We start from the raw sequence: 12,961 nt of genomic DNA, 5'->3' as shown, positions 1-12,961 counted from the left end.
CTCAGCCCTCCACCACTTCGAGGCCCATCGACGTGGCAGAGCCCGCGATGATCTTCGTTGCGGCCTCGATGTCGTTCGCGTTCAGATCCTTCATCTTCGCTTCGGCGATTTCCGCCAGCTGCGACTTCTTGATCTTGCCGATGAAGCCCTTGCCCGTGGTGCCCGAGCCCTTTCTCAGGTTCGCCGCCTGCTTGATCAGATAGCTGGCCGGCGGCGTCTTGGTGATGAAGGTGAAGCTGCGATCCGCGTAGACCGTGATCTTGGTCGGGATCGGCATGCCCTTTTCGAGCTCCTGCGTGGCGGCGTTGAACGCCTTGCAGAATTCCATGATGTTGACGCCGCGCTGGCCCAGCGCGGGGCCGATCGGCGGGGAGGGATTGGCGGCGCCCGCGGGCACCTGCAGGTTGATGAAACCCGTTATCTTCTTGGCCATGACGGCCTCCTTTCATTCTACCGGGCGCGGCGAAAGGCGTTGCCCGATCAATTAAGCGGTCCAGCGGCAGTCCGAAGAAAGCCTCCCGCGCGGAAAGCCCTCTCCCCTTCAGGGGAGAGGAGCGAGACTTGGCGGCTTGCCGCCTAGTCGCAGCGGAGAGGGGGTTACGTCCCCTCTCCAACTTCGTCTAGCGAGCAAGCTCGCAAGACTTCGTATCCTCTCCCCTGAAGGGGAGAGGGAAACTCATTTCGCCAGTTCGACCTGTTCGAAATCGAGCTCCACCGGCGTCGCGCGGCCGAAGATCGAGACCGACACCTTGACACGGTTCTTCTCGAAATCGAGCTCTTCCACCGCGCCGTTGAAGCTGGCGAACGGGCCGTCGAGCACCTTGACCTGATCGCCGATCTCGTAATCGACCGAGACGCGCTTTTTCGGCGCGTTGGCGGCTTCTTCCTTGGTGTTGAGGATGCGCGCGGCCTCGGCCTCGGTGATCGGTTGCGGCTTGCTCGCGCCCAGAAAGCCGGTGACCTTGGGAGTGTTCTTGACGACGTGATAGACGTCGTCGGTCATTTCCAGCTTGGCGAGGACATAACCGGGGAAGAATTTGCGTTCGGACTGCACCTTCTTGCCGCGGCGGACCTCGGTCACGGTCTCGGTCGGCACCTCGACCGCTTCGACCAGCTGCGAGAGGCCCAGCCGCTCGGCCTCGGCGACGATCGCGTCGCGCACCTTGTTCTCGAAACCGGAATAGGCGTGAATGATGTACCAGCGTTGCATGTCGGTGTTACTATCTTTCGTATTAGCCGGCGAGCGACAGCAGGAAGCCGACGATACCGTTGAAGATGGCGTCGACGCTGGTGAAGAAGACGGCGAGAATGGCGGTCATGATCAGCACCATGATCGCGGTCTGCACGGTTTCCTGGCGCGTCGGCCAGACGACCTTCGACACCTCGGTGCGCACCTGGCGGAAAAATTCTCCGGGATTGGTCTTGGCCATGATCTCACTCGTCTCTCACGGCCCGAATCATGGGCCAGAATATCGCCTTCCGGATAAGCGGGATCGCTCCGGGACGCTGGGTCCGGGAGCGATATAGGCCCGTATTTCGGAAGAGCCAGTGCTTTAGCGATGGAGCGCGGCGAAGGCAAGGGGTGCGGTGGTTATGACCGGAGGGCGCTGACGGCGGTAGAACTTCGTATCGCAGCTGATAGAAATGCTGCTGCGGCAATTGCGCCGCATGTCAATGGAGAAAGCGCATGACGTTTGCAGAAATGTGCATTTTCTCGGCGTGTTGATCGCCTTTGCGACCTCGATTCTCAAGGTCGTGGAGCTTCACGCAAAGAGTAGCACCTGAAGGGGGCGGGTTGCAGTCCGTCCCCGGATGCTTTTCAGCTTTTTCACGAGAGTCAGAAATGATTGAGCCCCTGACCGTTGCAGCGGCAGGGGCTCAATCAATGGCAAATCGCATTGACGTTTGCCCTAACTCTGTAGGGCTACCCATCCTAAAAATCAATGAAATTGCACCAGGCAATTACAGGGGGCGATGGCAGGAGTGGAGGGACTCGAACCCACGGCATTCGGTTTTGGAGACCGACGCTCTACCAGCTGAGCTACACTCCTATCGTCGGCTATCGCCTGAACGCGCGGCCTTAGCGGCGGCGGGCGCGAAGGGCAAGCGGAAGACTGGCGCGATCATGGGCGTTCGCTATAACGCCCGCGATGCCGCTCGACCTCGACCTTCTCGTCATGGCCTATGCGAACGGCGTCTTTCCCATGTCCGACGCGCGCGACGATCCGGAAACCTTCTGGATCGAGCCGGAGCGGCGGGCGATCCTGCCGCTGGATGGGCTGAAACTCTCGAAATCGCTGCGCAAGACGATCCGGCGGGACCGGTTCACGGTAACCGCCGACATCGCGTTCGACCGGGTAATCGCTACTTGCGCCGAGACGGCGGCGGACCGGCGCGACACCTGGATCAACGAGGATATCGAGCAGGCCTTTCGCATTCTCCACGCGCGCGGGCTGACGCACAGCGTGGAATGCTGGCAGGACGGCGAATTGGTCGGCGGGCTGTACGGGCTGGCGCTGGGCGGCGCCTTTTTCGGCGAGAGCATGTTCAGCCGGAGGACCGATGCGTCCAAGGTCGCGCTGGCCTGGCTGGTCGCGCGGCTGCGGCTGGGCGGCTTCCGGCTGCTCGACTGCCAGTTCATGACCGATCATCTGGCGACGCTGGGCGCGGTCGAGATTAGCCAGGCGGCCTATTTGTCCTTGTTGGCGCGCGCGGTGCCGGGGGATCCGCGCAGCATCGCCGATCAGATCGTATCGTCGGGCTCGTCCGGCTCGGGAACATCGGCATCATCCGGTGCTTCCTCGGTCACCGGCGACTGGTCCTCGTTCGACCGGTTGCTCGCTCCTGACGGAGTTTCGGTGGTGACGCCGTCGAGCGTTTCTTCCTCGCCCGGGAAGCTCATCCTGCAGTCCTTGACCCAGACGTCATAAAGCCCGCTCTCGACGACGTTGGCCGCAGGGTGATTCTTGAACAGCCAGCCGGAGAAGCGGCGACCGAACCGGTCCGGCCCGGTCTGCCCGCTGCGCTTGGCGTTGACGAACAGCTGCAGGAACGCGCCGGCATCGGCATAGGTTTCCCATGGCGCGGTCTTTTCGCAGGCGCGCAGGCGGATGATCGCCTGATTGCCGATGCGCACCGACTCGCCGGGCTTCAGCTCGTAATCCTGGCTCTTGCCGTTGCGCTTGTTGAGGAAGCCGATCACGGCCACGCGTTCGGCCATCGGCGTGCCGATGCCTTTGGTGACAGGCATCACCGCGTCCTCGTCTTTCGACGCCTGCGCCTTGGACGTGGGCTGCGCGTTCGGCATCTCATTCGCGTCGCCGCAGCCCGAGAGCAAGGCGACAGCGCCGAGAAGCAGCGCGGCAGAAGCCAGGGCAGCGGCGCGGTTCATGCGTCGCCGGGGGTCCAGGCCTCGTAATCGCCGGTGGCGCGGGCGCGGTGGCCGCCTTTTTCCAGCGCGCCGGCGGGGCGATAGGCGTTCGGTGTGCCGGTGAGATTTCCGGTCGGTTCCTTCTCCCAGATGCGCGCCGGGGGCAGATAGCTTTCCGGTTCCTCGTCGAACGTGCCGTGCAACCACCCATGCCATTCGGGCGGCACCCGGCTGGCGTCGTTGGCACCGTTGTAGATCACCCAGCGCCGCTCGGCCAGGGCGCGCTTGGCGGGTTCGCGGAAATAGACATTGCCCTGATGGTCCTCCCCCACGCGGGTGCCATGCATCGAATTGTAGAGCGCGGTGCCGATGGTGGCGCCGTTCCACCAGGTGAAGATTTTGCCGAAGAAAGACATGGGGGACCGATTAAGGCGGTGCGGCGATGCGCGCAATGGGCGATGCAAGGATTAACGCTCGTTCGCGGCCCAAAGCACCTTGTCGCCCGCCTCGATCCCTTTTTCAGCCGCCAGCCCGCCGCGCAGTTCGAGCACTGCGATCACCGGTTCGCCCGACGCATGCGGGGAGGTGTCGTAGGGGATGGCGTCGGCGGCAATGCTCTCGATCGTGCCGCCCCGCCGCACGAAGATCAGATCGAGCGGGATCACCGTGTTCTTCATCCAGAAGCTGGCCACGCGCTCGCGCGGGAAGGGGAACAGCATGCCCTTGTCGTCCGCCAGCTCGGTGCGGAACATCAGGCCGCGCGCCTGCTGCTCGGGCGTATCGGCAAGCTCGACGGCGAAGGGCAGGATCCTCTTGCCGGTGTCGATGCACAGCCGAATTTGTTTCAACGCGGCATCCGAATCGGGTAGCGCCGCTCCGGCATCGCAGCCGGAGGCGCTTTTGGCGCTGGCGGCATCGCCGTTGTGCGCCGCAGGCGACGAACAACCGGTAACGAGCAGCAGCAGCGCTGCGAACATCCAGCGTGACGACATCATCAGCTGAGCAGTCGGTGGTCCTGACGGACGGTGATCGCGAGCGGGCCCTTCTTGCCGTCACCGACTTGAACCATCAACTGGTCGTCGGGGCTGGCCGGACCGAAACCGGCTTCGCGCAGCGTTTCCATATGCAGGAAGATATCCTCCTCGACATCCTCCGCTTCGAGAAAACCGTAGCCGCGCACCCGGCTGAACCATTTGACCTTGGCGGCGACGAAATCGGCATCGCTGTCGATCGCGCGCAGCCTCGGTTCGCTATGGCGCAGCGCAAGGTCGCTCTGGTCGGCGCATTCGAGGTCGAACGAAACCAGCGTCACGACGTGGCGTCCCTTGGGACCCTGGCGGAAGGCGCATGCAACGTCGCATCCCTCGGGCAGGTCGCGGCGGCCGTGCGGCTCGATCGTGGAGCAATGGATCAAGATGTCTTCGCCGCCGTCGTCGGGCACGATGAAACCGAAGCCGCGGCGGCGATCGAACCATTTGATCTGCCCGGCGGCCTGCATGACGTCGGTCTGCTTGTCGCCGGAGGCTTCGTTGCGGGGGTCCTCAGAATACATCTCTGCCGGTCTGCTTTCCAGCGCCATGGCCTCGCGCTCCTTTGCTCGTCTTACGCCCATTACGCCGCGCCAACGGGGCAGGACGCAACAACCATCAGCCGGCGACTGATCTGTGTTTAGTTTGCCTGTTTATCACGAAAATCGAGGATCGGCGAGATATTTCAAATTTCTTCCCGAAACACTGTTTTTCGATAACGATACATTGAACGTCATGCATCGTCTTCCGCTTCGGGGACGCAACCCGGGGCCGAATCGACGAATCGCCGCGCCAACCGGACATCATGGCCGGCGCGCAGGAAGGCAGCGATCTGCTTCTGGCGACGATCCGGCTCGGCAGCCTCCGCAGCGAACGGACCGAAGCGTCGTTTGCGCGCGAAGTTGCGCGCGCTGTCGAAGGCGGCGGCGCGCGCGCCCTCCTCCGCCTCGGCGCGATCTTCATCGCCGACCCCCGCAACGTACAGCGCCTGCGCGACGCGGCGCGCGCCATAGCCGCGCGCGGTGAGCGCGCGCGCCTTGGCCCCGGCATAAGCCTCGTCGTCGACGAAGCCGAGATCGTCCATCTTCGCCACCAGCGCCTCGAGATCGACCGGTTGCCCGTCCTCCCAGCCGCGTTCGCGCAGCTTGCGCGCCAGATAGGCGGCCAGCTTGAAACGGGTCGTCGCATAGCGCCCGACATAGCGGATCGCGAGTTCGCGCAAACGTCCCTCGTCGAGTGGCCTGAGCGGTCGGCGGGGCTTGTCAGACGATGGCACATTGTTACGCACGCCACCTTCCTGCCATAAGCAGGCCGGATTTTGAACTTGTAAGCCCCGCATAGTGCAGTGCATGGAGCAATTTTATGCCCGCGACTTTCCGCTGAACGAGCGTGGAGGGGAGGCCGAGCCGGACCATGGCGAAGGCCGATCAAAGGTTGAGACATATATGAACGAACTGGTTGCCACCCCGACGCGCGACAGTCTGAAACGGCGTTTTTCCGACTTCGGCACATTGGGCGAAGCGCTCGATTATGCCGCGCGCGGGGATCGCGGCCTGAATTTCCACGATATGCGCGGGCAGTTGGCGCGGCCCTATCCCTATCGCGAGATGCGCGAGGACGCGCTGGCGGCCGCGCGGCGCCTGATCGAGGCGGGCGTGAAACCCAAGGACCGCGTCGCGCTGATCGCCGAGACCGGCGCGCCGTTCGCTGCCCTGTTTTTCGGTGCGGTCTATGCCGGGGCGTGGCCGGTGCCGCTGCCGCTGCCGACGAGTTTTGGCGGGCGCGATCATTATGTCGACCAGATTTCGGTCCAGCTTGGAAGCTGCGACGCGGCCATCCTGCTCTATCCGGCGGAGTTGGCCGAAATGGCGGGCACGGCGGCAAAGGCGTGCGGCGTGATTGCGTCCAGCTGGGAAGATTTCGCCGGCGCGCCGGAGAGCGATACCGCGCTTCCGCGGGCGACCGGTGAAGACATCGCCTATCTGCAATATTCCAGCGGTTCCACCCGCTTTCCGCACGGCGTCGCGGTTTCTCACGCAGCGGTGTTGAGCAATCTCGCCGCGCATGGGCACGGCATGGAATTGCAGGACAGCGACCGCTGCATATCCTGGCTGCCCTGGTATCATGACATGGGACTGGTCGGCTGTTTCCTGTCGCCCGTCGCCAATCAGGTTTCGACCGATTATCTGAAGACCGAGGATTTCGCGCGGCGTCCACTGGCCTGGCTGGACATGATCGCGGCCGCCGACGGTACCGTGCTGAGCTATTCGCCGACCTTTGGATACGATATCTGCGCGCGCCGCATCGGCAGCCAGTCCAAGGTTTCCGAGCGCTTCGATCTGTCGCATTGGCGCGTGGCGGGCAACGGCGCGGACATGATTCGGCCCGATGTGATGCAGGCGTTTACGGATGCGTTCGCGCCAGCGGGCTTCAATTCCAAATCCTTCCTGCCCAGCTACGGCCTGGCCGAAGCCACGCTGGCGGTCTCGATCATGCCGCCCGGCGAAGGCATCGTCGTCGAACTGGTCGAGGAGACCGAACTCAGCGGCGAACATGGCGAGGACGGTCGCCCGGTGCGCTACCGCTCGATCGTCAATTGCGGCAAGCCGGTGCTGGGCATGGCGATCGAAATCCGCTCGGACAGCAATGAGGTTTTGCCCGAACGCTCGGTCGGCAAGCTGTGGTGCAAGGGCTCCTCGGTGATGGACGGCTATTTCCGCGACGAGGAGGCCACCACCTCCTGTCTTGTCGATGGCTGGCTCGATACCGGCGACATGGGCTATCTATCCGGTGGCTATGTCTACATCGTGGGCCGCGCCAAGGACATGATCATCATCAACGGCAAGAACCATTGGCCGCAGGACATCGAATGGGCGGTCGAACAGCTCGCCGGTTTCAAGGCCGGCGACATCGCCGCCTTTGCGATCACCACGCCGGGCGGCGAGGAAACGCCTGCGGTCCTGGTGCAGTGCCGCACCTCGGACGATGCCGAGCGCGCACGTCTGCGCGATGCGATCCGCGAAAAGATCCGCTCGGTGATCGGCATGAACTGCGTGGTCGAGCTGGTGCCCCCGCGCACGTTGCCGCGCACCAGTTCGGGCAAGCTGAGCCGGGCCAAGGCGCGCAACCTCTATCTCTCGGGCGAAATCCAGCCTTATGCGATCGCCGCCTGAGGCGCCGCGCCGCGCGGTAAAATTCTTTGGCTAATCGGCGCCGGGCTTACCATTGGGTAAGGACTGGCGGTTACAATCACGCCCGTGACCGAGTTGCTTTCCGATATGGGTCAGGCCCATGGCGCGCCGATGCGCGCGTTGTTGGGCATAGCCCGCTCCGACGAGATGGACTGGGGCCACGTCCGCGCGGTCCAGATGCGCGGCATGCGCGCCAACGCCCTGCTGCGGCTGGCCGCCAATCTGCTGGCGGTGCTGACGATCGGCATGGTCTTCTTTCGCGCCGAGAATATCCTGCTGATCGCCGGCTGGTCGCTGGCGATGGCCGTCATGCAACTGCACAATTACCGATCGGTGCTGCGCGGAGATTTCGCCGATCGTAAATCGGTGAGCCTGCGCGAATTGCAGCGCATCCAGCTGCAGGCGATCCTGCCCAGCCTGCTCTGGGCCGCCGCCTTGCTCTATATCGGGCTTTACGGCTCGATCGAGCAGCTGGTGATCCTCTACTCGATCATCCTCTTGATGCTGGTGGGCTCGGCCACGGTGGTCGCCGCGGTACCGCTGGCGACGATGATCCTGGTGTCGGTCACGGGGCTTTGCGCCGCCGCCGCTTTCGTGCTGGCCGGCGCGCCGATCATGGCAGCGTGCGGCATGGGCGTGAGCCTGCTGCTCATCATCGCCGCGTTGCAATCGGCGCGCAACCATGTCGGCGCCGATCTGGCGCGGATCAATCTGCAGGAAAAAAACGAAACCGTCAGCCTGCTGCTGCGCGAGTTCGAGGACAGCGGGGCCGACTGGCTGTGGCAGACCGACACCGCGCGCCGCGTCGCCCGGGTCTCGCCGCGGTTCGCTTATGCGCTCGGCCGCGACGCCGCGGAGATCGACGGCCTGCCGCTGCTGCAGCTGGTCGCCGGCGAGGCGTGGGAGAGCGGCGATTTCCCGGCCGCGCTGCACATGCTGGCCGATAAGCTCAACAAGCGCGAGCCGTTCAGCAATCTGCTGGTCCCGGTGTATCTGGGCGATCGTCAGTTGTGGTGGGAGCTGTCGGCATCGCCGCGGCTGGGCGAGGATGGCAATTTCCTGGGCTTTCGCGGCGTCGGATCGGACGTGACGACGCAGCAGGAAAGCCAGAAGAAGATATCGCATCTCGCGCGCTTCGATACGCTGACGGGGCTACCCAATCGCTTGCAGCTCACCGAATCGCTGGGCGAGGCGATGCGCGAGGCGGACAAATGGCGTTCGCGCTGCTGCTTTCTGATGATCGATCTCGACCGGTTCAAGGCGGTCAACGATACGCTGGGTCACCCGGTCGGCGACCGGCTGCTGGGCCGCGTGTCCAAGCGATTGCAGTCGATCATGAGCGAGAATGAGCTGTGCGGACGGCTCGGCGGCGACGAATTCGCGGTGGTGGTCAAGGACGGCAGCGACAGCGCCTATGTCACGCGCCTCGCCGATCGCATCATCGAGGTGCTGTCCAAGCCTTACGAGGTGGACCAGCACACGCTGTTCATCGGCGCCAGCGTCGGCGCCGCGGTCGGCCCGCGCGACGGCAAGACCGTGGAAATGCTGATGCGCAGCGCCGATCTGGCGCTCTACCGGTCGAAGGATGCGGGCGGCGGCAGCCACACGCTCTATCAGCCCAGCCTCCATGCCGATGCCGAGGAGCGGCGCGTGATGGAGATCGAGCTGCGCAAGGCGCTCGAGCGCGGCGAGCTTTATCTGCAATATCAGCCCGTGGTCGATGCCGAGGAATATATCGTCACCGGTTTCGAGGCGCTGCTGCGCTGGAACAGCGAGAAATTCGGCCCCGTTTCTCCGGCCAAGTTCATTCCGCTGGCCGAGGACACGCGGCTGATCGCATCGATCGGCGAATGGGTGCTGGCGCAGGCCTGCCGCGATGCGGCGCAATGGCCCGACATGGTCAACGTCGCGGTCAACGTCTCGGCCGATCAGCTCACCGTGCCCAACTTCATCGATACCGTCACCGGCGCGCTGGAAAAGAGCGGACTGCCGACCCGGCGGCTGGAAATCGAGGTGACCGAGAGCATCTTCGTGCGCGGCGGCATGGCCGAAAAGATGCTGGCGCGGGTGCTCGATCTGGGCATCAAATTGTCGCTCGACGACTTCGGCACCGGCTATTCCTCGCTCGGTTATCTCAGCAAGACCCGGTTCGATACGATCAAGGTCGACCGCAGCTTCGTGCAGGGCGCGGCCAATAATGTGCCCGAAAGCATCGCCATCATCCGCGCCGTCGTTGCCATGGCGGACAGCCTCGGCATGTCGACCACCGCCGAAGGGGTGGAGAATGAGGACGAGCTGAAGATGATCCAGGCGCTGGGCTGCAAGAAAATCCAGGGCTATTATTTCGGCCGCCCGATGAGCTTCGAGGATGCCTCCGCGCTGTTCCACCAGTCGGACATGGACGTCGCCTGATCACTGAGCGTGATCCTCGACATTGAAGGGGTGCCTTTAGAAGCTACCGCCCGAGACCCCGGCTTTCGCTGGGATGACGAGCAGAAAATACTGCCATGCGCGCCGGACTAACCCGCCAGCGCTGCCTTGTGCGCCTTTGCGTTTTCCACATAATGCGCGGCGCCCGCACGCATCCCCGCTATTGCTTCCTCGGACAGATCGCGAACCTTTTTCGCCGGCCGTCCGACCCATAATTCGCCCGCGCCGATATGCTTGCCTTCCGGCAGCAGCGCGCCGGCACCGAGCATCGCATCGCTGTCGACCACGCAGCCGTCCATCACGATCGCCCCCAGCCCGACGAATGCGCGGTCGTTCAAGACGCAGCCGTGGACCATCGCCAGATGGCCGATCAGCACATCCTCGCCGATGATCGTGGGGAAGCCGTCGGGATGGCCCGGCATCGGCCCGTCGCAATGGATCACGCTGCCGTCCTGCACATTGCTGCGCGCGCCGATGACGATGCGGCTGACGTCGGCGCGCAGCACGCAATTGTACCAGATGCTGGCTTCCGGCCCGATCCGCACGTCGCCGACGATGCGCGTGCCGGGCGCGATGAACGCGCTGTCATGGATGCGCGGCGCCTTGCCGTTGAATGCGGCGATGGTGACGTCTGGGCGTTTCATTCCGGTTTCCATGGGTATCATCGTCTCCACAAGTGCATCAGCGGCAGGATCGAGGCGAAATCGTCGGTCCAGCGGGTAAAACCCTCGCGCCGTTCGATCGGGGACCAGTCGGGCTGGGTAAAGGCGATCGGTTCGCCCGCGTTGATCGGCCCGGTGAGCGCGCGCAATTTGGCCGCGCTCGGGCTGATCGCCACCCAGTGCGAGGCGCGCAGGCCATCGGCCTCTTCGGCGTTGCCGGTGTAATCGCTGCGTTTCGCGATCGCCCAGCCGCGCGCCCCGGCCTCGGCTGCCAGCACCGGTTCGAGATCGATATAGCGGTTCGATATGTGGATCAGCAGCATGCCGTCCCGGGATAGGGCGCGCGCGTAAACGTCGAACGCCTGCCGCGTCAGCAGATGCACCGGAATCGCGTCCGAAGAGAAGGCGTCGACCGCCAGCATGTCGATGCTGCCGGGGGCGGCCTTGGCGATGGTCAGCCGCGCGTCGCCGATCTTGATCGGCACGTTTGGAGCGCAGCGATCGAGATAGCTGAAATAGCCGCCGTTTTTCGACAGTCCGATGACGGTGGGATCGATCTCGAAAAAGCGCCAGTCCTGCCCCTCGCGCCGATAGCAGCCGAGCGTGCCGGTGCCGAGCCCGACCACGCCGATCGAGGCGCGCGGGCCGTAAAGTTCGTTCGCCCGGGAAAAAGCGAGGCCGACCCCGGATGTCGCGCCATAATAGCTGATCGGCCGCGTCGGGTCTTCCATCAGCTGCATGCCGTGCATCGTGGTGCCGTGCGAGAGCCAGCGCAGCCGCCGGTCCTCGCTGGCGTTCACGCTGTAGATGCCGAAATAGCTGCGCGTGCGCAGTCCGTCCCAGCTGAGCTGCGCATTATACAGCCCGCCATTGGCGATGAGCAGGGCCGCCACCACGATGACATAGCCCAGCCGTTGGCCGATCACGAGCACGCCCAGCGCGATCACGACGCCGAGCAGCAGGATGCGCTCGGTGCCGATGTCGAGCGGCAGTTTCAGTGCGATATACAGCGCCACCGCGAGCGCGAGCAGGCCGATCCCGATCGACACGCGGCGCATGCCGGTCGGCCCGAAAATCTCCTCCTCGCCGATCGAGAACAGGCGGCGCTGCGGGATCAGCGCGGCGGCGGCGAGGATCAGGATCGGATGTTCCCAGGTCCAGTCGAAGACCAGCGGCGCGATCAGCGCGCAGAACAGACCGCCCAGCGCGCCGCCGATCGACATCATCAGATAGAAATTGGTGAGATGCTCGGGCGCGGGGCGGGTGCGGTACATCTCGCCGTGCAGCGCGACGGCGACCGCGAACAGCAGGACCAGGCTGGAGCCCAATTGCACCAGCACCGCGTTGCCCGGCGTCATGAAGGCGAGCGCGCCGCACAGCAGGAGGACGGAGGGGGTGAGAAGAGTGATGGCCTTGGTCGGCGCGCGGCGGACAGCGAAGGCGACGGTGAAGCTTAGCAGATACAGCCCGAGCGGGATCGCCCAGATCAGCGGCATCGCGACGAGATCGGTGGTGAGATGCGTGGTGGTCGACAGCATCAGCCCGGAAGGGATGGCGGCGAGCAGTACCCAGCGCAGCTTTTCATGCAGGGCGGGGGCCGGGGTGGTCGCGATCTCTGCGGAATGGTCCGGCTGCCCGATCGGCACCGCGGCGCGCACCAGCGCCCAGCCACAGGCCGCGACCAGCAGCAGCAGCGCCACATAGAGCGCGGACCACAGCGTGCTTTGCGCGTTCAGCGTCAGCATCGGCTCGACCAGCAGCGGATAGGCGATCAGCCCGGCGAAGCTGCCGAAATTGGACGCGGCGTAGAGCGCATAGGGCTCGCCCCGCTGCCCCGACAGCGCATACCAGCGCTGCATCAGCGGGGCCTGCGCCGAGACCATGAAGAACAGCGGCCCGATCGAGGCGAGCAGCAGCCACGGCACCCAGATCGCGGTGGCGGCGCCCGTCGGCGGCTGGAAGCCGGCGAGGCCCACCGGCAGCCACAAGAGCGCCAGCGCGAACAGCCCGATATGGATGCCCGCCTGGGTGCGCCGCCCGAGCGCGGCGATGCGGTGCGCATAGGCATAGCCCGCCAGCAGCAACGCCTGATAGACCAGCATGGCGCTGTTCCACACCGCCGGCGCCCCGCCGAGCCTTGGCAGCGCCATGCGCGCGAGCATCGGCTGGATCAGGAACAGCAAGAAGCTGCCGGTCAGGATGGTGACGATGAACAGCCAGCGTTGCCCGGCGAGGGCGGTGGGGGCGGGGGCGGTTTCGGTGTCGGCGAGGGTGGCCATG

The 12,961-nt window shown here is 64.6% G+C and carries 12 protein-coding genes, 1 tRNA gene and 1 pseudogene; 3 read left to right on the top strand and 11 right to left on the bottom strand.

Annotation, left to right across the window (positions count from 1 at the left end; all coding sequences use genetic code 11):
* Nucleotide 1: 1 nt before the first annotated feature.
* The 4 genes from rplK to ACOQPC_RS12920 all read right to left on the bottom strand — a co-directional run bounded on the left by rplK (nucleotide 2) and on the right by ACOQPC_RS12920 (nucleotide 2,051).
* Nucleotides 2-433: a 50S ribosomal protein L11 gene (gene rplK / locus ACOQPC_RS12935; RefSeq protein ID WP_420606132.1), complete on the bottom strand. Its 432-nt coding sequence runs from the start codon at nucleotides 431-433 to the stop codon at nucleotides 2-4.
* A 243-nt stretch (nucleotides 434-676) separates the two neighbouring features.
* A complete protein-coding gene (gene nusG, locus ACOQPC_RS12930; RefSeq protein ID WP_420606131.1) occupies nucleotides 677-1,210 on the bottom strand; it encodes a transcription termination/antitermination protein NusG in 534 nt (177 codons plus the stop codon).
* Nucleotides 1,211-1,232: 22 nt separating this feature from the next.
* The gene (gene secE / locus ACOQPC_RS12925; protein ID WP_420606130.1) at nucleotides 1,233-1,430 is read right to left on the bottom strand and encodes a preprotein translocase subunit SecE; all 198 of its coding nucleotides are present in this window, start codon (nucleotides 1,428-1,430) and stop codon (nucleotides 1,233-1,235) included.
* Between the two features lie 545 nt (nucleotides 1,431-1,975).
* Nucleotides 1,976-2,051, bottom strand: a tRNA-Trp gene (locus tag ACOQPC_RS12920).
* 99 nt (nucleotides 2,052-2,150) lie between these two features.
* On the opposite strand from ACOQPC_RS12920, the gene aat reads away from it, so the two are divergent.
* On the top strand, nucleotides 2,151-2,930 hold the full coding sequence (aat, locus tag ACOQPC_RS12915) for a leucyl/phenylalanyl-tRNA--protein transferase (RefSeq protein WP_420606129.1): 780 nt from the start codon (nucleotides 2,151-2,153) through the stop codon (nucleotides 2,928-2,930).
* Between the two features lie 35 nt (nucleotides 2,931-2,965).
* Here the strand turns inward: aat and ACOQPC_RS12910 are convergent.
* The 5 genes and pseudogenes from ACOQPC_RS12910 to ACOQPC_RS12890 form a co-directional block, all read right to left on the bottom strand.
* A pseudogene (locus ACOQPC_RS12910) lies at nucleotides 2,966-3,220 on the bottom strand (DUF2155 domain-containing protein); the annotation flags it as partial.
* A gap of 167 nt (nucleotides 3,221-3,387) precedes the next feature.
* A complete protein-coding gene (locus ACOQPC_RS12905) occupies nucleotides 3,388-3,786 on the bottom strand; it encodes an NADH:ubiquinone oxidoreductase subunit NDUFA12 (protein WP_420606128.1) in 399 nt (132 codons plus the stop codon).
* A gap of 51 nt (nucleotides 3,787-3,837) precedes the next feature.
* Nucleotides 3,838-4,365, bottom strand: a complete 528-nt coding sequence (locus tag ACOQPC_RS12900; protein ID WP_420606127.1) for a DUF192 domain-containing protein — start codon at nucleotides 4,363-4,365, stop codon at nucleotides 3,838-3,840.
* Nucleotides 4,365-4,949 (bottom strand): cold shock domain-containing protein, encoded by a 585-nt coding sequence (locus ACOQPC_RS12895; RefSeq protein ID WP_420606126.1) that lies wholly within the window; start codon nucleotides 4,947-4,949, stop codon nucleotides 4,365-4,367. Before ACOQPC_RS12895 ends, ACOQPC_RS12900 begins: the two co-directional genes overlap by 1 nt.
* A 182-nt stretch (nucleotides 4,950-5,131) precedes the next feature.
* Entirely contained in the window at nucleotides 5,132-5,686 is a 555-nt protein-coding gene (locus ACOQPC_RS12890; protein ID WP_420606125.1) for a regulatory protein RecX, read from the bottom strand.
* Between the two features lie 157 nt (nucleotides 5,687-5,843).
* On the opposite strand from ACOQPC_RS12890, the gene ACOQPC_RS12885 reads away from it, so the two are divergent.
* Together ACOQPC_RS12885 and ACOQPC_RS12880 are read left to right on the top strand one after the other, a co-directional pair.
* The gene (locus ACOQPC_RS12885) at nucleotides 5,844-7,571 is read left to right on the top strand and encodes a fatty acyl-AMP ligase (protein ID WP_420608143.1); all 1,728 of its coding nucleotides are present in this window, start codon (nucleotides 5,844-5,846) and stop codon (nucleotides 7,569-7,571) included.
* 84 nt (nucleotides 7,572-7,655) lie between these two features.
* Entirely contained in the window at nucleotides 7,656-10,001 is a 2,346-nt protein-coding gene (locus ACOQPC_RS12880; RefSeq protein ID WP_420606124.1) for a putative bifunctional diguanylate cyclase/phosphodiesterase, read from the top strand.
* A gap of 107 nt (nucleotides 10,002-10,108) precedes the next feature.
* Here the strand turns inward: ACOQPC_RS12880 and ACOQPC_RS12875 are convergent, their stop codons facing one another.
* Nucleotides 10,109-10,663, bottom strand: a complete 555-nt coding sequence (locus ACOQPC_RS12875) for a gamma carbonic anhydrase family protein (RefSeq protein ID WP_420606123.1) — start codon at nucleotides 10,661-10,663, stop codon at nucleotides 10,109-10,111.
* Between the two features lie 17 nt (nucleotides 10,664-10,680).
* Nucleotides 10,681-12,960 (bottom strand): hypothetical protein, encoded by a 2,280-nt coding sequence (locus tag ACOQPC_RS12870; protein WP_420606122.1) that lies wholly within the window; start codon nucleotides 12,958-12,960, stop codon nucleotides 10,681-10,683.
* Nucleotide 12,961: the final 1 nt, after the last annotated feature.

Origin of the sequence: Novosphingopyxis sp. (genome assembly GCF_965218915.1) — a bacterium.
GTDB lineage: Bacteria > Pseudomonadota > Alphaproteobacteria > Sphingomonadales > Sphingomonadaceae > Novosphingopyxis.
The sequence above is the reverse complement of the archived record's forward strand: the minus strand, read 5'-3'. Positions and strand labels throughout refer to the sequence as shown.

What these genes read in the sequence shown, in the direction of transcription:
- ACOQPC_RS12900 (WP_420606127.1), bottom strand. Translation starts at nt 4,365, where the DNA reads ATGATGTCGTCACGCTGGATGTTCGCAGCGCTGCTGCTGCTCGTTACC.
- ACOQPC_RS12885 (WP_420608143.1), top strand. Translation starts at nt 5,844, where the DNA reads ATGAACGAACTGGTTGCCACCCCGACGCGCGACAGTCTGAAACGGCGT.
- ACOQPC_RS12870 (WP_420606122.1), bottom strand. Translation starts at nt 12,960, where the DNA reads ATGGCCACCCTCGCCGACACCGAAACCGCCCCCGCCCCCACCGCCCTC.
- rplK (WP_420606132.1), bottom strand. Translation starts at nt 433, where the DNA reads ATGGCCAAGAAGATAACGGGTTTCATCAACCTGCAGGTGCCCGCGGGC.
- aat (WP_420606129.1), top strand. Translation starts at nt 2,151, where the DNA reads ATGCCGCTCGACCTCGACCTTCTCGTCATGGCCTATGCGAACGGCGTC.
- nusG (WP_420606131.1), bottom strand. Translation starts at nt 1,210, where the DNA reads ATGCAACGCTGGTACATCATTCACGCCTATTCCGGTTTCGAGAACAAG.
- ACOQPC_RS12875 (WP_420606123.1), bottom strand. Translation starts at nt 10,663, where the DNA reads ATGAAACGCCCAGACGTCACCATCGCCGCATTCAACGGCAAGGCGCCG.
- ACOQPC_RS12905 (WP_420606128.1), bottom strand. Translation starts at nt 3,786, where the DNA reads ATGTCTTTCTTCGGCAAAATCTTCACCTGGTGGAACGGCGCCACCATC.
- ACOQPC_RS12895 (WP_420606126.1), bottom strand. Translation starts at nt 4,949, where the DNA reads ATGGCGCTGGAAAGCAGACCGGCAGAGATGTATTCTGAGGACCCCCGC.
- secE (WP_420606130.1), bottom strand. Translation starts at nt 1,430, where the DNA reads ATGGCCAAGACCAATCCCGGAGAATTTTTCCGCCAGGTGCGCACCGAG.